12 protein-coding genes and 2 pseudogenes are annotated in these 18,274 nt (G+C 65.1%); 7 read left to right on the top strand and 7 right to left on the bottom strand.

Translation table 11 applies throughout. The features are described 5' to 3' along the window. Window position 1 precedes the first annotated feature (1 nt). Window positions 2-547, bottom strand: a complete 546-nt coding sequence (locus ACVIIV_RS32065) for a sigma-70 family RNA polymerase sigma factor (protein WP_456747753.1) — start codon at window positions 545-547, stop codon at window positions 2-4. A 292-nt stretch (window positions 548-839) separates the two neighbouring features. Here ACVIIV_RS32065 and ACVIIV_RS32070 point away from each other — a divergent pair, with 292 nt between their 5' ends. The 5 genes from ACVIIV_RS32070 to ACVIIV_RS32090 all read left to right on the top strand — a co-directional run bounded on the left by ACVIIV_RS32070 (window position 840) and on the right by ACVIIV_RS32090 (window position 5,323). Then, window positions 840-1,487: a hypothetical protein gene (locus tag ACVIIV_RS32070; protein WP_456747754.1), complete on the top strand. Its 648-nt coding sequence runs from the start codon at window positions 840-842 to the stop codon at window positions 1,485-1,487. Window positions 1,488-1,647: 160 nt separating this feature from the next. Then, window positions 1,648-2,427 (top strand): enoyl-CoA hydratase, encoded by a 780-nt coding sequence (locus tag ACVIIV_RS32075; protein ID WP_439400957.1) that lies wholly within the window; start codon window positions 1,648-1,650, stop codon window positions 2,425-2,427. A gap of 187 nt (window positions 2,428-2,614) precedes the next feature. Continuing rightward, on the top strand, window positions 2,615-4,045 hold the full coding sequence (locus tag ACVIIV_RS32080) for a TolC family outer membrane protein (protein WP_456747755.1): 1,431 nt from the start codon (window positions 2,615-2,617) through the stop codon (window positions 4,043-4,045). Window positions 4,046-4,070: 25 nt separating this feature from the next. Further along, on the top strand, window positions 4,071-4,310 hold the full coding sequence (locus ACVIIV_RS32085) for a hypothetical protein (protein ID WP_456747756.1): 240 nt from the start codon (window positions 4,071-4,073) through the stop codon (window positions 4,308-4,310). A 50-nt stretch (window positions 4,311-4,360) separates the two neighbouring features. Beyond that, a complete protein-coding gene (locus ACVIIV_RS32090) occupies window positions 4,361-5,323 on the top strand; it encodes an amidohydrolase family protein (RefSeq protein ID WP_456747757.1) in 963 nt (320 codons plus the stop codon). A 3-nt stretch (window positions 5,324-5,326) separates the two neighbouring features. Here the strand turns inward: ACVIIV_RS32090 and ACVIIV_RS32095 are convergent, their stop codons facing one another. The 3 genes and pseudogenes from ACVIIV_RS32095 to ACVIIV_RS32105 all read right to left on the bottom strand — a co-directional run bounded on the left by ACVIIV_RS32095 (window position 5,327) and on the right by ACVIIV_RS32105 (window position 11,263). Then, on the bottom strand, window positions 5,327-8,443 hold the full coding sequence (locus ACVIIV_RS32095) for an efflux RND transporter permease subunit (RefSeq protein WP_456747758.1): 3,117 nt from the start codon (window positions 8,441-8,443) through the stop codon (window positions 5,327-5,329). Window positions 8,444-8,471: 28 nt separating this feature from the next. After that, entirely contained in the window at window positions 8,472-9,716 is a 1,245-nt protein-coding gene (locus ACVIIV_RS32100; RefSeq protein WP_456747759.1) for an efflux RND transporter periplasmic adaptor subunit, read from the bottom strand. 145 nt (window positions 9,717-9,861) lie between these two features. After that, window positions 9,862-11,263: pseudogene (locus ACVIIV_RS32105) on the bottom strand (CoA transferase). 141 nt (window positions 11,264-11,404) lie between these two features. On the opposite strand from ACVIIV_RS32105, the gene ACVIIV_RS32110 reads away from it, so the two are divergent. Further along, complete coding sequence (locus tag ACVIIV_RS32110) at window positions 11,405-11,692, top strand: hypothetical protein (RefSeq protein ID WP_057027154.1); 288 nt, start codon at window positions 11,405-11,407, stop codon at window positions 11,690-11,692. Window positions 11,693-11,784: 92 nt separating this feature from the next. Beyond that, a pseudogene (locus tag ACVIIV_RS32115) lies at window positions 11,785-12,211 on the top strand (SDR family oxidoreductase); the annotation flags it as partial. 206 nt (window positions 12,212-12,417) lie between these two features. On the opposite strand, the gene ACVIIV_RS32120 reads toward ACVIIV_RS32115, so the two are convergent. The 3 genes from ACVIIV_RS32120 to ACVIIV_RS32130 are packed head-to-tail and all read right to left on the bottom strand — an operon-like array spanning window position 12,418 to window position 18,153. Beyond that, entirely contained in the window at window positions 12,418-15,876 is a 3,459-nt protein-coding gene (locus ACVIIV_RS32120; protein WP_456747760.1) for an error-prone DNA polymerase, read from the bottom strand. Next, window positions 15,873-17,468 (bottom strand): Y-family DNA polymerase, encoded by a 1,596-nt coding sequence (locus ACVIIV_RS32125; protein ID WP_456747761.1) that lies wholly within the window; start codon window positions 17,466-17,468, stop codon window positions 15,873-15,875. Before ACVIIV_RS32125 ends, ACVIIV_RS32120 begins: the two co-directional genes overlap by 4 nt. Next, complete coding sequence (locus ACVIIV_RS32130) at window positions 17,365-18,153, bottom strand: ImuA family protein (RefSeq protein ID WP_456747762.1); 789 nt, start codon at window positions 18,151-18,153, stop codon at window positions 17,365-17,367. Before ACVIIV_RS32130 ends, ACVIIV_RS32125 begins: the two co-directional genes overlap by 104 nt. Between the last annotated feature and the right edge of the window lie 121 nt (window positions 18,154-18,274).

The raw sequence follows: 18,274 nt of genomic DNA on the forward strand, positions 1-18,274 counted from the left end.
ACTAATGGTCCCGCAGTTTGGCTGTCAGCGCCGCAAGTCCGCGATGCAGCGCGACCCGCACAGCACCCTCGCTCATCGAAAACTTTGCCGCCGTGTCCTTGATCGAGGCGGCCTCGACCGCGATCGACTGCAACACGTCGCGCTGGCGCTGCGGCAGGGTGCCCAGTTGGGCGGCGACCTCGCTCGCCGAAGCCGTCTCCTGCGGCGCCTCGCCCGGCAGCGTCTCGGCGAAATCGTCGATGTTGACGAACACGCGTCTGCCGCGCCGGCGGAGCGCGTCGATCAGCTTGTTGCGGCCGATCGCAAACAGCCAAGGCGCGAAGGGAGCTTCGCTGTCCCAGGTGTGCCGCTTCAGATGCACCGCCAACAGAATCTCCTGCACGATATCCTCGGCCTGGTCGGGAGGCTGACCTGCCCGCGCCAAGCCGCGCCTTGCGGCGGCGCGCAGCACCGGCGTGATAGCCTTCAACAGGCGATGATACGCCGCATCATCGCCTGCCATGGCCGACCGCATCAGGCCGGTCCATTCCTCCTCACGTCCGCGCACCCGCGCCCCTCACCATGCAATTCGGCCGCTCTTTCAATTTGTTACGCGGGGGCCGGACATATCACGGATTCGTGATCTAGCCCCGAACCTCGCGACCGGCGCGGCCGCAAACATCGGCGACGGCTCATAACACCGATCGGCGCGTCCCGCACCGGGCGGCCGGCCGCAAGGGGAGGGTTTGCCCCGTTTTTGCCGGGTGTTACCCGAAGATTCCCATTTTCTGCCCCGCTGTCGTCACGCCCCGGGGTCTCTGTTCGCTACCGGGACGGGCGGAATTGGGGAGATCGTCAACATGATGAAAACCAGCGCGCGCGCGGTCCTGATCGTCTTGGCCGGGCTTTTCCTGCTGTTCGGGGGCGTTGCACAGGCGGCGCCGAGTTCGGCCGCGGGCAGTAAAGCGGACAGCGCGGACAAGCAGGCCGACACGGCCAAGCACAGGCGCCAAGACCCGCGCCGCACCGGCAGCGGCAAGGCGACGCAGAAATCAGACGACAAGAAGGACGCCGCGGCAAAGGTCAACGAGGTCAAGAACGACAAGACCGACGGCGAGGTGCCGGCGTCGAGCCAGATGCCGCCCGAAGTCGCCAACGCCAATGCGCAGCTCGCCGCGGATACGCCGACTGCCGCTGCCGCCTCCGCGATGACGAACCGCGCCAACGACAATGTGCAGGCAGCAGCCGATAATACCAACGCCGCGAACCCCGAAAACCAGGTCGTCGCGCCCGATCAGCTCAACGACATCGATCGCGCCCTGCAGGAGAACCCGCCGGCGCAGAAGGCGGTGATTGCCGCAACCGAGGCGCAGCCACGGCCGGCGCCGGTGATGGCAAGCAGCCAGCAGAGCTCGGCCTGGGACCAGAGCTCCCTGATCGGCAAGATCTTCATCGGGGTCGGCACGCTGCTGACGCTGGCGTCCGCCGCGCGGATGTTCATGGCGTGATTGCTGGCCGCGTGATTGCTAGCCGATTGGCAGCCTGAGTGCTGGCCTGGCGGACCTCGTCCGGAACGCGCTTTTCGTCGCGTTCCGGCGGCATGTAGCCCCTTGAAGCTCACCGCGCCAGCGGGCACATTGCCCGCTCAATCAAAAGCGTGGGTGGAGCATGAGCACGTTCGAACACATCATTGTCGAAAGCATCGGTGCGGTCGGCATCGTCAAGCTGAACCGGCCGAAGATGCTCAACGCGCTCTCTTTCGGCGTTTTCCGCGAGATCGCCGCAGCGGTCGACGATCTCGAGGCCGATGACGCCATCGGCTGCATCGTCGTGACCGGCAACGAGAAGGCCTTTGCCGCCGGCGCCGACATCAAGGAGATGCAGCCCAAGGGCTTCATCGACATGTTCTCGGAGGATTTCGCCGCGATCGGCGGCGACCGCATCGCGCGTTGCCGCAAGCCGACGATCGCGGCGGTTGCTGGCTATGCGCTGGGCGGCGGCTGCGAGCTCGCCATGATGTGCGATTTCATCATCGCCGCCGACACCGCAAAGTTCGGTCAGCCCGAGATCACGCTCGGCACCATTCCCGGCATCGGCGGTACCCAGCGCCTGACGCGCGCGATCGGCAAGTCCAAGGCAATGGACCTCTGCCTCACCGGCCGGATGATGGATGCGGCGGAAGCCGAGCGCTCCGGCCTCGTGAGCCGCATCGTCCCCGCTGACAAGCTGATGGACGAGGTGATGGCGGCAGCCGAGAAAATCGCCGCGATGTCGCGCCCTGCCGCCGCCATGGCCAAGGAAGCGGTGAACCGCGCCTTCGAGACCACGCTCGCCGAGGGCATGAGCGTCGAGCGCAACCTGTTCCACTCGACCTTCGCACTCGAGGACCGCTCCGAAGGCATGGCGGCGTTCATCGAGAAGCGCAAGCCGGTGAACAAGAACCGGTAGAGCGCTAACCGGTCAGGCTGGTGTAAGGCTCTGGCGCTTTCCCGCTGAAATCCTGTGACGCACCTGCAACAAGCACGGAATACATGGGAGTTTTCCCCGCGGCAGTTTGCCTGCGGGACCTCGGCTGGCTAAACAGTTAAGAGGCCATCGTCGGCGGGGGCGGACAGCCAGGGTTTTGCGGGATTACATGATTGGGCGTACCGCCAGAGCTGATCGCGTGGTGACGCGGCATCGATCGGGCGTGGGTCCCGTTTTTGCGACATGGACCGCGCTGGCGCTCGCGTGCGCCCTGCCCTCCGCCGCCTGGGCCGAAGCTCTGCCGGAGGCGCTGGCCAAGGCCTACCAGACCAATCCGCAGCTCAATGCCGAGCGCGCGCGCCAGCGCGCGACCGACGAGAACGTGCCGCAGGCGCTGGCCGGCTACCGGCCGCAGATCGTGGCAAGCCTCAGCGCCGGCCTGCAATCGGTGCGCAATCTGTTGCCCGACAACACCGTCCAGACCGCCAATCTGAAACCCTGGATCATCGGCGTCACCGTGACGCAGACCCTGTTCAACGGTTTCCGCACCGCCAACGGCGTGCGGGCCGCCGAGCTCCAGGTGCAGTCGGGCCGCGAGGCGCTGCGCAATGTGGGCCAGGGCGTGCTGCTCGATGCGGTCACCGCCTACACCAACGTGCTCGCCAACCAGTCACTGGTCGAGGCACAGCGCTCAAACGTCGCCTTCCTGCGCGAAACCCTCGCCGTCACCCAGCGCCGCCTCAACGCCGGCGACGTCACGCCGACCGATACCGCCCAGGCCGAGGCCCGTCTCAACCGCGGCCTTGCCGACCTCAACGCGGCCGAGGTCGCGCTCGCGGTGAGCCAGGCGACCTATGCCCAGGTGATCGGCAACGCGCCGTCGCAGCTCAAGCCTGCCGAGGCCATCGACCGCTATCTGCCGAAGAGCCGCGAGGACGCCGTGACGATGGCGATCCGCCAGCATCCGGCAGTGATGGCCGCCAGCTTCGACGTCGACGTTGCCTCCACCAACATCCGCATCGCCGAAGGCACGCTGCTGCCGAGCGCGACCATCCAGGGCAGCGCCAGCAAGAGCCGCAACAACGACCCGACCCTCGGCACCTTCGCCGAGGACCAGGCCTCGATCGTCGCCAATGTCACCGCACCGATCTACGACGGCGGCCAGGCCGCAGCGCAGACCCGGCAGGCCAAGGAGATCACGGCGCAGAGCCGGCTCGTGCTCGACCAGGTGCGCAACCAGGCGCGCACGGCGGTGGTCAGTGCCTGGGTTGCCAATGAAGGCGCCAAGGTCACGGTCTCGGCCTCGGAGTCCGAGGTGAAGGCGGCGACCGTCGCGCTGCAGGGCGTGCAGCGTGAGGCGGCCGGCGGACAGCGCACGACGGTCGACGTTTTGAACTCTCAGGCCGACCTGATCCAGGCGAAGGCCCGCCTGATCGGCGCGCAACGCGACCGCGTGATCGCTTCCTACACGCTGCTCAGCGCCATCGGCCATCTCGACGTCAAGACGCTGAACCTGAACACGCCGGACTATCTGCCGGAGGTGCATTATCATCAGGTCCGCGACGCCTGGCACGGCCTGCGCACGCCGTCGGGGCAGTAGCCTCAAATCTCTTGGGTGGATGCAGATGAAAAGCCGCCGCATCCATCTAGAGATGTTTTTGCCGCGTCTCGACTGGGTGCTGAGCGGGTCCGTCACCGGCTGGGGTGAGGAGCTCGTTTCGTACTTCGATCTCGTCGCCTTCGTGACCACCCCGCACGACATCCGGCTGAAGCGGCCCTGCCCGGTCGTACGCGTTGACGGCTCACGCCCGCTTGCGGACCTTGTTGAGCAGCTATGCAGCGAAACGGAGCGGTTGCCCGGCTGATGTGATATTCTCCCGCAACTCGCCTCAAAAAATAAACTGGGAGAGAAACCGTGCTCAGCCGACGCAGCGTCTTGCTTGCCTCCCTTGCCGCCGGAGTAGCCATGACCAGCAAAGCCCACGCGCGTGCAGCGCAGCCCGCGACGCCGGTCAATTTCGACGTCCCCGCGCATGCCTGCGACTGCCACACTCACATTCATGGCGACGTCGAGAAGTTTCCGTTCTTCGCCGGGCGCGTCTATACGCCGGAGCCGGCGAGCCCCGAAGAAATGTCGGCGCTGCACAAGGCGCTGCATATCGAGCGCGTGGTAATCGTGACGCCGAGCGTCTACGGCACCGACAATTCCTCTACCCTGTTCGGCATGAAGGCGCGCGGCGCGACCGCGCGCGGCGTCGCCGTGATCGACGACAAGACGCCGGAGAGCGCGCTCGATACGATGCATCAAGAGGGCTTCCGCGGCATCCGCCTCAATCTGGCGACCGGGGGCGTCAATGATCCCAATGTCGGCCGGCCGCGCTTCACCGCCGCCGTCGAGCGCATGAAGGCGCGCGGCTGGCACGTCCAACTCTACACCACGCTAGCCATGATCTCCGCGATCAAGGACCTCGTCGAGACGGCGCCGGTGCCCGTCGTATTCGACCATTTCGGCGGTCTCGAGGCTTCGCTCGGCTTGGAGCAGCCGGGCTTCTCCGATCTCGTCGCACTGGTGAAGTCCGGCAAGACCTATGTGAAGATCTCCGGCGCCTATCGCTCGTCGAAACTCGCGCCCGACTATCAGGACATGGCGCCCTATGCCCGCGCGCTGATCGCGGCCAACGCGGACCGCATCGTCTGGGGCACCGACTGGCCGCATCCGGATTCGAGCCGCGTCGAGGGACGCAAGCCCACTGACATCGCGCCGCTCTACCAGATCGACGACGGCCGCTTGCTCAACCAGCTTCCGGTATGGGCTCCGGATGCAGAGGTGCGCAAGAAGATCCTGGCCGACAATCCGGCGCGGCTGTACGGGTTCTGACGGTCAGCGCGCGCGGCGGGAGAAGAACGAGATCAGGACCGGCAAGGTCACCAGGATCACGACCGGCGCCAGCATCATGCCGGTGACGACGACGACCGCGAGTGGCTTCTGCACCTGCGAGCCGATGCCTTCCGACAGCGCCGCCGGCAAGAGGCCGACGCCTGCGACCACGCAGGTCATCAGCACGGGCCGGAGCTGCAGCTCGCCGGTACGCACCACCGCGCTCATGCGGTCCATGCCTTCTTCGATGAGCTGGTTGAACTGCGACAGGATGATGATGCCGTCCATCACGGCGATGCCAAACAATGCGATGAAGCCGATCGCCGCGGAGACGCTGAATGCCGTGCCTGAGATCAACAGGCCCAGCACGCCGCCGAAGATCGCCATCGGGATCACGCTCATCGCGAGCAGCGTGTCCGTCATCGAGCCGAAATTGAACCAGAGCAGCACGCCGATCAGCGCCAGCGAGATCGGCACCACGATCGACAGGCGGCGGATCGCGTCCTGAAGATTGCCGAACTCGCCGACCCATTCCATGTGCGAGCCTGGCGGCAGCTGCACCTGCTCGGCGATCTTCTGCTGCGCCTCGCGGATGGCGCTGCCGAGATCGCGCTCGCGCACCGAGAACTTGATCGGCAGATAGCGTTCCTGCTGCTCGCGATAGATGTAGGCCGCGCCCGAGACGAGGCTGACGGTGGCGACTTCGCTCAGGGGAATCTGCGTGACTGTGCCGTTCGGCCCGGGCGCGCCGATGCGCAAATTCTGGATCGCCTCGGCGCTACGGCGGTATTCCGGCGCGAGGCGAACGATGATCGGGAAATGGCGGTCGCTGCCGGGCTCATAAAGGTCGCCGGCGGTGTCGCCGCCGATCGCGACCTTGATGGTGGCGTTGATGTCGCCCGGCGCAAGGCCGTAGCGCGCGGCCTTGGCGCGGTCGATGTCGATCTGAACGGTCGGCTGCCCCAGCGAGGTGAAGACCGCAAGGTCGGTGACGCCCTGCACGGTGGCCAGCACCGACTTGATCTTGTTGGCGGTGTCGGTGAGCGCCTGGAGATCGCTGCCGAACAGCTTGATCGAGTTCTCGCCCTTCACTCCGGAGACGGCTTCGGAGACGTTGTCCTGGAGATATTGCGAGAAGTTGAACTCGACGCCGGGAAAGCGATCGTCGAGCTGTTTGAGCAGTTGCGCGGTCAACTCCTCCTTGTCGCGGGTGCCGGGCCATTGGCTCACCGGCTTGAGCGGCGCGAAGAACTCGGCGTTGAAGAAGCCGGCGGCGTCGGTGCCGTCGTCGGGACGGCCGTGTTGCGACACGACGGACTCGACTTCGGGCCGGGCGCGGATCAGCTTGCGCATCTCGTTGACGTAGCTGTTGCCTTCCTGGAGCGAGATGGTCGGCGGCAGCGTGGCACGGATCCAGAGATTGCCCTCCTCCAGCTTCGGCAGGAATTCGAGGCCGAGCAGCCGGCTGAGCGCCACGGTCATCAGCACGAGGCCGACCGCACCGCCGAGGACGATGTTGCGATTGGCGACCGCCCAGTGCAGCACCGGCGAGTACAACCGGTGCAGGAGCAGCATCACCCTGGTCTCGGTTTCCTCGACATGCGCGGGCAGGATGATCGCGGACAGCGCCGGCGTGACGGTGAACGTCGCAAGGAGCCCGCCGGCAAGTGCGTAGGCATAGGTGCGCGCCATCGGCCCAAAGATATTGCCCTCGACCCCGGACAGTGTGAACAGCGGCAGGAAGGCCGCAATGATGATCGCCGCGGCAAAGAAGATCGATCGCGAGACGTCGGCGGCCGCGCTGAGGATGGCATGGCTCTTCATGCCGAACAGCGTTTCGGGCAACATATGCTCGGATTCCGGGATCGGCGTCGTTTGCGTGAGGCGGCGGAAGATCGCCTCCACCATGATCACGGTGGCATCGACGATCAGGCCGAAATCGATCGCGCCGACCGACAACAGGTTTGCCGATTCCCCGCGCAACACCAGGATGATGACGGCGAAGAACAGCGCGAATGGAATGGTGGCACCGACGATCATCGCGCTGCGGAGATCGCCGAGGAATATCCACTGCAACAGCACGATCAGCAAAATGCCGATCACCATGTTATGCAGCACGGTGTGGGTGGTGAGCTCGATCAGGTCCCCGCGGTCGTAGATGCGCTCGATGCGCACGCCGGGCGGCAGGATGCTGGAGTTGTTGATCTGCTGGACCAGCTGGTGGACGCGCTTGATGGTCGGCGAGCTCTGCTCGCCACGGCGCATCAGCACGATGCCCTGCACGATATCGTCGGCCTCGTCGAGGCCGGCGATGCCGAGACGTGGCTTCTGGCCGACAGTGACGGTTGCGACGTCCTTGACCAGCACCGGATTGCCGCCGGTCTGCGCCACCATGGTGTTGGCGAGATCGTCGATCGAGCGGATCAGGCCGACGCCGCGTACCACGGCCGATTGCTGGCCGATATCGACGGTGTTGCCGCCGACATTGACGTTGGAATTGCCGACCGCCTGGAGCAATTGCGGCAGGGTCAGGCCGTTGGCGACCAGTTTGTTGAAATCGACCTGGATCTCGTAGGTCTTGCTCTTGCCGCCCCATCCGGTGACGTCGATCACGCCGGGCACGGCGCGGAAGCGGCGCTGCAGAATCCAGTCCTGGATGGTCTTGAGGTCGAGCACGCTGTAGTTCGGCGGACCGACCAGACGATAGCGGAAGATCTCTCCGATCGGGCTGAGCGGCGATATCTGCGGCTGCACGTTGCCGGGCAGCGGCGCGAGCTGCGCCAGGCGGTTCAGCACCTGCTGTAACGCCTCGTCATAGGTGTAGGCGAAGGAGAATTGCAGCTTGATGTCGGAGAGGCCGTAGAGCGAGATGGTGCGGATGGTGGTGAGGTTCTTCAGACCCGCGACCTGAGTCTCGATCGGGATCGTGATGTAGCGCTCGATCTCCTCCGCCGACAGACCCGGGCTTTGCGTCACGATGTCGACCATCGGCGGGGTCGGATCGGGATAAGCCTCGATGTTGAGCTGGTTGAACGCGATCAGGCCGCCGATCAGAACGGCGACGAACATGCCGACCATCAGAAAGCGCCGGTTGACGGCAAGGGCAACGAGACGATCCATTCAGGTCTTCAATTTCTTGGGTCGTCGATCAGCTGCCGGACGCCGCACGGTCGATGAACAGGCTGCCTTTGGTGACGATCTGCTCGCCGGGCTTCAGATTGCTGGTCACTTCGACGAGGTTGCCGTTGATGAGGCCGGTCTTGATCTGGCGCAGCTCGACCGACTTGTCCTCGCGCGCGACCCAGAGGCGAACCTTGTCGGCTTCGTAGATCAGCGCCTGTTTCGGCACCGCCGGCGCGGCACGGTCGCCGGCCGAATAGATCGTGACGTTGGCGAACATCTCCGGCTTCAGCAGCCCGTCCTTGTTGTCGATGGTGGCGCGCACCAGCAGGCGCCGGGTGTTGGGATCGATCGCGGCCGCGACGTAGTTGATCTTCGCAGTGAGCGGGCGGCCCGGCAGCGCCATCACGTTGACGGTGATGTCCTGGCCGATGCACACCGCGGCCGCATCGCTCTCGCGCACGAAGGCGGTGAGCCAGACCGTGGAGAGATCGCCGACCACGAAGACCGGATCGCTGGCGCCGGCGCTGACATATTGGCCGGGGCCGATCTTGCGCTGCACGACGGTGCCGGAGATCGGCGAGTAGATCGTGATCTCCGGATTGATGGCGCCTCTGTCCTGGAACGCCTTGATGGTCTCGTCGGTGAAGCCGAGGATGCGCAGCTTGTTGCGTGCGGCCTCCAGCGCTGTCAGCGAAGAGCGCATGTCGTTCTGCGCCTGGACCTGGGTCGCTTCCGCCTGCTGATAGTCCTTCAGCGGAATGGCGTGCCCCTCATAGAGATCCTTGGCGCGCTTGAACTGGATATCGGCGAGATCGATCGCCGACTTCGCCTTGTTCTGCGCGGTCATCGCCGCGATGAAATCGTTCTGGGCCTGCACGGTGTCGGCGGCTTCGATTGTAAACAGCGGTTGACCTTGCTTCAGCATCTCGCCCGGCTTGGCCAGCAGCTTGGTGACCCGGCCTGCATAGGGCGAGAACACGGGCGTCGAGCGGTCCTCGTCGACCGCGACCTTGCCCTCGGTGACATACTCGGCTCGGAAGCTCTTGGCCTTGACCGGCTCGATCGTCAGCGTCGCCCATTCGGATGGCGTCGGCGTGAAGGTCTGCGCATTCCTGCGCGACTGGCTCGATATCTCGGAGTGCTTCTTTTCCTTAGCCCCGGAAGAGAGAAAGCCGTAAGCGCCGGCGCCGGCAAGAGCTAGTAATACTACGGATGTGACCACCCGCTGCTTTATAAGCACCTGCGATCGCTTGTTATTTTCAACTACCATGGGGCCCGGTCGTGTCTGCGACGATCTCGGCAAATGACTGCCTCATCGGTCGCGCTAATAGTGCCGAATTGGGATATCAAACAACCTAAAAAACGCTGGGCCCCTTGCCGTTGGCCTTAAAATTTTGCGAGGTGTCAGCTTCATGTCAGCTTTGCACCGGCCACTGTGCCGGATGACTGCCGAGCGGCATCGCCGGACGGCTCCATTGCGCCGGCGTTCTCGACAGCACCGCTGAATGCGACACCGCCTTCAACGTGCCGAAGCCAGATGGCATGCTTTCGATGAACGCAGCATGTACAGCTTCACACGTCAGATCCGGAGTGTTCAGTCCGCCATCAAGCCGGCCGAGATTCCACAACCAGCATCCGGTCTGCGCCAGCGACACGCGCACGTGCCAGCTGCCGCCTTCGCGCGCCTGGCGCGCTTTGGCCGTCATGGCGCCGAACGCCATCAGATAGCCGGTGGCGTGATCGAGGATCTGTGCCGGCAATTCCTTGGGACCGTCGATGCCTGCAGCCTGCCCCTCGGCATGATTGAAGCCGGTCGTGGTCTGCACCAGCGAGTCGAAGCCGCGCCGCTCGGCCCAGGGGCCGGTGTGGCCATAGGCCGACAGCGTGACATAGACGATGCCGGGATTGATTTGCGCTGCGTCCTCCGGCGAAAAGCCGAGAGCGGCGAGCGCGCGCGGGCGATAGCCTTGCGAAAAGATGTCGGCGTCCTTCAACAGCTCGCGCAACTGCGCCCGCCCGGCTTCGCTCTTCAGTTCGATGAAGGTAGAGAGCTTACCGCGGCCGGTATCGATGGTGAGCCAGTCGATCGCGGGCAGCCCCGGCCCTGACACCAGCAGCACGTCCGCACCGTGCGCAGCGAGCGTGCGGCTGGCGACGGGGCCGGCGATGACGCGGGAGAGATCTAGCACGCGAAGACCTGAGAGCGGACGATCGCCTCTTGGCCACGGCCTTGGCGGCGCCTCGCCGATCTTCTCGATCGAGAGCAGCGGCAATTGCGCGAGCGCACGCGCCTGCGGGTGCGCGAACCATTCGTCGTGGGAGCGCATCAAGGCAACGACGCCGCCCGCGGCGTAAGCCGCAGTTTCGAAATCCTCCCCCTTCCATTGCATCAGCGCGGCCTGCACCTTCTCGCGCTCAGGCTCGCAAGCAAGCACCTTGCAGACGGCGTCGCGGTGATTGCGGGAAATTGGTGTGGCAGCGGACGAAGCGGCCATCGCCGGTCCTGTAGACGCCGGCGATCGCGTCCCAGGCCGGCGGCGGCGGCTTGTCATCGAGCCGCAGATAACGCTCGGAACGGCATTCGGCGACGGCATGGCGCATGTCGACATGGACGTTCTGCGTTTCGCCGCTGCGGAGCCGCCAAATCTCGGCGGCCGCGAGCCCAGCGGCGGCTATCGTCGTCTGGCCGGCGATGGCGACGCGAAACGAGGACGGGATCTGCGGCTCGGTGCCGGTCAGCCGCACGCGATCGAGCGCGGCCGCGTCACCGCCGGCGGAGGTCCAGATGCCCTTGAGAATATCGGCGGGGCTTTGCATGGCCGCTTCTCTCCCATTCATGTTTGAGCATGATCTCCGCGCAAACGCGGTCCGCGTTTGTCGCCGGGGAAAACCGCTGCGCACTTTTCCGGATCATGTTGTAGTTTTCGCGACCATCCCACGATCGCAGAAAGGAATGCAATGGCCGCCATCGATCCCCTCATCGCAGGTGCCGTGTTCATCGCGACGGCGGCCACCGACGCCGTCTACGTCATGTTCACCTCGGCCGTGATCGCTCGCAAGCGCATCCCCGCGGCGAACTGGAGCGCGGTCTGGTACCTGCTCTCCTCTTACGCCGTGATCAGCTACACCGAAAACGCCTTCTATGTCGCCTTTGCCGCGATCGGCTCCTGGGCCGGCGCCTATGCCTCGTTGACCTTCCTGCACCGCCCGCCCGGCGGCCCGCCGGTGGGGGCGGCGCCGGAGTGAGGCGTCTCTCTCCGCGTCATTGCGAGCCAACGGGTCCGCGCGAAGCGCGGCCCGATAACAGGCTCCGCGAAGCAATCCAGAATCTTTCCGCGGCGGCAGTCTGGATTGCTTCGTCGCAAGAGCTCCTCGTGCTCGGGGCCGTTCATGCCTTCGATGCCGCCCGGCCGTTCCTCGAGACAAGCGGCGCCAGCAGCGGATGCGGCAAGCTCCTACGGCCCGATCAAGGCCGCGCTGATCCACATGGCCAAGGGGCTGGCGCGGCAATACGCGAAGAAGAATATCCGGGTCAACGTGGTCTCGCCCGGCACCGTCTATTTCAAGGGCGGCGTCTGGGAGATGATCGAGCAGAACATGCCGGAGCGGTACCAGGACGCGATGAAGCGCAATCCGACCGGCCGCATGGCGACGCCGCAGGAAATCGCCAGCGCGGCGGTGTTCCTGGCCAGCCCGGTGTCGGGGTTCACGACGGGGTCAAATCTCGTCGTGGACGGCGCGATCTCGAACCGGGTGAATTTCTAGACACGCCCGCTCCCGCCAGTTCCGTCATCCTGAGGTGTGAGGCTTGCGATGCGTATGCATCGCAGGTCGAGCCTCGAAGGATGAACGGCGACGATGCAGGCGGGCCGTCGCCCTTCGAGGGCCGCTGAAGAAGCGGCCACCTCCAGCGACAACGGCTTCGCCGTTGCGCGGGGGTGACGGTGAGAGAGCTGTCGACGGGAATCGAGTCAATGAAAATCCCGCGACGGCGGCAGGATGCGGACGTTGCGGGGGTGGCGGATTTTTTGGGCTGGCATGTCCGCGAGGGCGCGGGGGTCTTCGTTGAGCGGCTCGACCACGGTTGCTCCTGATGGCACCGGATGCTTGTGGCTCAGGGCGTCGTTGGCAAGGCTGACAAGATCGTGCGAGCGGTCGATCATGCGCTGGGCGATGAGATGCGTCACCTTCTCGGGGCTGCTCTGGATATAGCCTTCGACCAGAATGAGGCGCGCGCCCATCACCTCCTTGCGGTACTGCTCCATGATCTTGGGCCAGACCACGACATTGGCGATGCCGGTCTCGTCTTCCAGCGTCATGAACACGACGCCGCTGGCGCTACCCGGCCGCTGTCGCACCAGGACCACGCCTGCGCAGCGGACGCGGCGCCGCTCGTTCTCATGGCTGATCTCCTTGCAGGCGACGATACGCTCGCGCGTAAACATCTCGCGCAAGAATTCCATCGGATGACCCTTCAGCGACAGGCGGATGGTCTGGTAGTCCGCGACCACCTGCTCGGCGCGCGGCATCACCGGCAGCGGTTTTGCGCCTTCGTCCGGCTGCTCGCGCGCGGTCGCCGCCTCGAACAGCGGCAGCGGCACGTCGTCGGGCAGCCGCCGCACCTGCCACAGCGCTTCGCGGCGATCGAGCCCGAGCGAGCGGAACGCATCGGCATCCGCCAAGAGGATCAGCGCGCGCTTGGGCAGGCCGGTGTCGCGGGCAAAGTCTTCGAGCGAGGTGAAGGGACGGCGGTTGCGGGCGGCGACGATGCGGTCGGCCCAATCGGGCACTCTCTCCACGTTGTCATTCCGGGGCGCGCCTCTTGGCGCGAGCCCGGAATCCATACTCCCGATCGGGATTATGGATTCCGGGCTCGACGCTGACGCGTCGCCCCGGAATGACGACTGGGAGCGTTTCAGTCTCTCCTCATCCTCGTCCAGCCAGTGGAATCCATCAATCTGGCGGAAGCCCAGGCGCACGGCGCAGTATTTGCCGCTCCCCTGCTCCAGAGTGCTCTGCGCAAAGCTGTAGGACACGTCGATGTCGCGGACCTCGACGCCGTTCTTGCGGGCATCGCCGACGATCTGCGCCGGCGCATAAAAGCCCATCGGCTGCGAGTTCAACAGACCGCAGCAGAAGGCGTCGGGATGGTAGTGCTTCAGCCACGAAGAAATGTAGACCAGCTGTGCAAAGCTCGCGGCATGGCTCTCCGGAAAGCCGTAGGAGCCAAATCCCTTGATCTGGTCAAAGCAGCTTTTGGCGAAGTTGGGATCGTAGCCGCGGGCGACCATGTTGCCGATCAGCTTCTCCTCGTATTGGCCGATGGTGCCGACATTGCGGAAGGTCGCCATCGAGCGGCGCAGGCCGTTGGCTTCCTCGGAGGTGAAATGTGCGGCCTCGATCGCAATGCGCATCGCCTGCTCCTGGAACAGCGGAACACCGAGCGTCTTGTGCAGCACCTTGTAGAGCTCGTCCTTGTCACCATGCTCCGGCGACGGCGACGGATAACTCACCTTTTCCAGCCCGTTCCGCCGCCGCAAGTAAGGATGCACCATGTCGCCCTGAATCGGCCCGGGGCGCACGATCGCGACTTCGATGACGAGATCGTAGAAAGTCCGCGGCTTCAGGCGCGGCAGCATGTTCATCTGGGCGCGGCTCTCGACCTGGAACACGCCGAGCGACTCTCCGCGGCACAGCATGTCGTAAACCCTCGGGTCATCCTGCGGGACGCTCGCCAGCACAAGACGCTCGCCCTTGTGCTGGTCGATCAGATCGAAACACTTCCTGATGCAGGTCAGCATGCCCAGGGCGAGCACGTCGACCTTCATCATATGAAGCGCGTCGACGTCGTCCTTGTCCCATTCGATGAAGGTGCGGTCGTCCATCGCGGCATTGCCGATCGGCACATAAGTGTCGAGCCGATCCTGCGTCAGCACATAGCCGCCGACATGCTGGGAGAGATGGCGCGGGAATTCGATCAGCTCGGTCGCAAGCTCGACCGCAAGGTTGATCATGGGATTGTTGGGATCGAGCCCGGCCTGCCTGACCTGCATGTCGTTGAGGCCCTTGCCCCAGCTGCCCCAGACGGTGTCGGCGAGCGCGGCGGTGACGTCCTCGGTCAGGCCCAGCGCCTTGCCGACATCGCGGATGGCGCTGCGCGGGCGGTAGTGGATGACGGTGGCGATGATCGCGGCGCGGTGGCGGCCGTAGCGGCGATAGACATATTGCATCACCTCCTCGCGCCGCGAATGCTCGAAATCGACGTCGATGTCGGGCGGCTCCAGCCGCTCCTTGGAGATGAAGCGCTCGAACAACAGATCGACCTTGGTCGGGTCGACCGAGGTGATACCGAGCACGTAGCACACGGCCGAATTCGCCGCCGATCCCCGGCCCTGGCACAGGATGTTCTGGCTTCGCGCGTAGTGGACGATGTCGTGCACGGTCAGGAAGTAATGCGCGTATTTCAGCTCGGCGATCAGCGCGAGCTCCTTGTTGAGCGTCGTGCGCAGCTTGTCGTCGATCTTACCTCCAAAATATTTATCGACACCCGCCCAGGTCAAATCCTCCAGATGCCCTTGCGCGGTCTTGCCCGGCGGCACCGGCTCATCCGGATACTGGTATTTGAGCTGGTCGAGCGAGAAGTCGATCTTCCCCGCAAAACGCATGGTCCCCGCGATCGCCTCGGGGACATCGCGGAATAATCGCGCCATCTCCCTGGGTGTTTTCAGAAACCGCTCGGCATTGGCTTCCAGCTTCCGTCCGACCGCCTCGATCGTGGTCTTTTCCCGGATGCAGGTCAGCACGTCCTGAAGCGGACGGCGGCCGGGATCGTGATAGAGCACCTCGTTGGTCGCGAGCAGCGGCACTTTTGCTTTGGTCGCGAGATCATCGAGCCGTGCCAGGCGGCGCCGGTCGTCGCCGCGATAGATCAGGCTCGCTGCCAGCCACACGCCCTCGGCGCGGCTCGCCTTTAGTTTTGCAAGCACATCCAGCGCCTGCGCCGGCTCGAAGCGATGCGGCAACGTCAGGATCAGGAGCTGGCCTTCCGAAAATTCCAGGAGATCGGCAAAGGTGAGATGACACTCGCCCTTCTCGATCCGCGTGATGTCGTCGCCGCGTTTGCCCCGGGTGAGGAGTTGACAGAGCCGGCCATAGGCCGCGCGGTCGCGCGGATAGACCAGGATGTCGGGCGTGCCGTCGATGAAGACGATGCGCGCGCCGATCAAGAGTTTCGGCTTGTGCAGCACCTCGTCATTGTCGAGCTCCTGGTAGGCGCGCACCACGCCTGCGAGCGTATTGTGGTCGGCGATGCCGATCGCGGGAATCCCGAGCTTGCTCGCCTGATGCACATAGGCGCGCGGATCCGAGCCGCCGCGCAGGAAGGAGAAGTTTGTGGTGATGCCGATCTCGGCATAGCTGAGCGTATTCATGCGAAGAGACCGTGCACATACCAGCCGGGAGAAGCGGGCTTGCCGTCGCCGTCGAACACCTCTCCTTCATAAAGACCGTCACGAAAGATCCAGAAGCGCAGGCCCTCGGCATCCTCGATGCGGAAATAATCCCGCGTCAGCTGCTTACCGTCCTGCCGCCACCATTCCATCGCGATGCGCTCGGGTCCCTCCACCCGCACCACTGCATGCAGCGCACGCCGCCAGGTGAATTGGTGTGGCGGGCCGTCGGGCACGGTCGCGAACGGCACCTTGATCGGCTCCGGCTTGTCGAACAGGCGCAAGGGACGCAGCGGCGGCTCGCTCTCGGTACGCGCCGGCCATTCGGCCTGCATGGCAGAGGTGAGATGATGCTGCGCCGATGCAACCAGCACCGCGCTTTCAGGGATATGGGTGTCCTCAGGCAGGTGCACGACGACGCGCTTTCCGCCGATTCGCGCGGCGATGCGGTCGATCAGCGCAGCAAGCTCGTCATTGTCGTGGACATGGGCGTCGAGGTCGCGCTGCTCCTGCACCACGATCTCGGTGCGGCTCGCCGACAGCCGCACCATATCGAAGCCGAAGCCGGGATCGAGGGGATCGGCGAGCGCATCGAGGCGCTCGCGGAACAGGCGGTCGATCACGGCGCTTCGCGTCACCGGACGTCCGGCCTCGACCGTGATCGCACGCACCACGCCGTCGGTGCGGAAGAACGCCGCTTCCAGGCGCCGCGCGCCCTTGCCCTGCTTCTCCATGGACGCAATCAACGTGTCGGCCAGCCGCGACAGCGTCATCGAAATCATCGTGTCGGTCGCGATCGGCTCGGCAAAGCGCTTCTCTACGATGTAATCGGGCAGCGGTTTGCGCGGGTTGATCGGCGCGTCGCCCTGCCCCAACGCATGCGCGAGCAGCGTGGAGAAACGCGCGCCGAACCGCGCCGTGATCTCGTGCGGCTCGCGCGAGGCGACATCGCCGATGGTCTTCAGCCCGGCGCGACGCAGGCCGGTGGTGATGGCCTCGCCCGCACCGAGCGCGGAGACCGGAAATGAACTGATCGCCTCCGCCTCCCCGCCATCGGCCACGATGGCGCCGGATGCCTGCCGGGTCAGCGTGCGCGCGCCGACCGAAGTGCCGGCGATCGCCGCGCTGACGGCAAAGCCTTGCCGACCGAGCGCGCGGACCAGCGTCTTGAGCAGCGCGGCCTCGCCGCCGAACAGATGGGCGCAGCCGGTGATGTCAAGAAACAGCCCGTGCGGCGCATCGAGCGCCACCAGCGGTGTGAAACGGTCGCACCAGTCGGCGATATCACTGAGCGTCTTGGCATCAGCGACAGGGTCGGCGTCGAACACACGCAAGTCCGGACACATCGCCCGCGCATTGGCGAGCGGCTGGCCGATATACAGGCCGAGGCGCTCGGCGGCCTCGTCCAGCGCATGGATCACCAGCGCATTGTTGTCCTTGATGACGACGATGCTCGGCTCATGATTGGCTTTACCCAGCCCGGCGCTGTTGAAGAACCGCTGGATCCTGTCGATGGGCAGGCGCGGCAGCCACAGGCTGAGAATACGTCGACGGTTCACTGAACTGGCACTCATCACAATTCCATTCCATGATCCACCGGCCGCACGGGCCATGACGATTGCGCAAGAGCTCGGCATCGAAGCGCGGCGCGCCCCAGGCGCTCCACATCGGGCCCGGCGGCGAATGCGCCGCGCGCAGCATCCATCGTGTTTCGGCAGTCGATGGCAGCGGCTGCGCGGCCATCCGCAGCAAGAGGCCGGTAACGCCGGAAGATTGCGCGGCGAGCGTCAGCTTGCGGCTCGCCACGAGATCGAACTGCCTGATCTCGCCCCAGAGCTCGAGCACGACGGCCCCCAGCGCATCGCAGGCGAGCGCGTCGGCCGAGGTGCGCAGCGCGCTCTCGACATCGGCGGCGCGCACCATCACCACGCGGCGGGGATCGAGGCCGAGCTCCGATAGCCCGCTCATCGACAGCGCGCCGGTTTCAATTTCCGAGAAATCCTGCCGCACCCACAGCAGCGGCTTGCGTGCCGTCACGCGGCCTGCAAGCCCGGTGACAAAACCCGTTGCGGCGGCGCCCTGGCGTCCTTCGCAAAATACCTCGTGGATCGCCGCACGCGCGAGCCCACCTTTCAGCGCGCTGTCGGCCTCGCTATGGCCGAGCGCGACCCGCTCGTGCTGATGCGCGACCTCCGCGGTCTCGATGCGCTCGATCTGGCCGCGCAAGATCGCAAGCGCGCTTGTCCGTGCGCCGCTCATGCTCGCCGCTCCCCAGGAATTGATGCCGTGGTCCTCAAAAGAAGAACCAACAGCTGGCTCATTTGTTCATGATATGTTCTAATATAAAGCTAACGGCGGCCGAAGAGTCAATCGAATTGGC

It is taken from the genome of Bradyrhizobium sp. USDA 4354, from assembly GCF_054060315.1.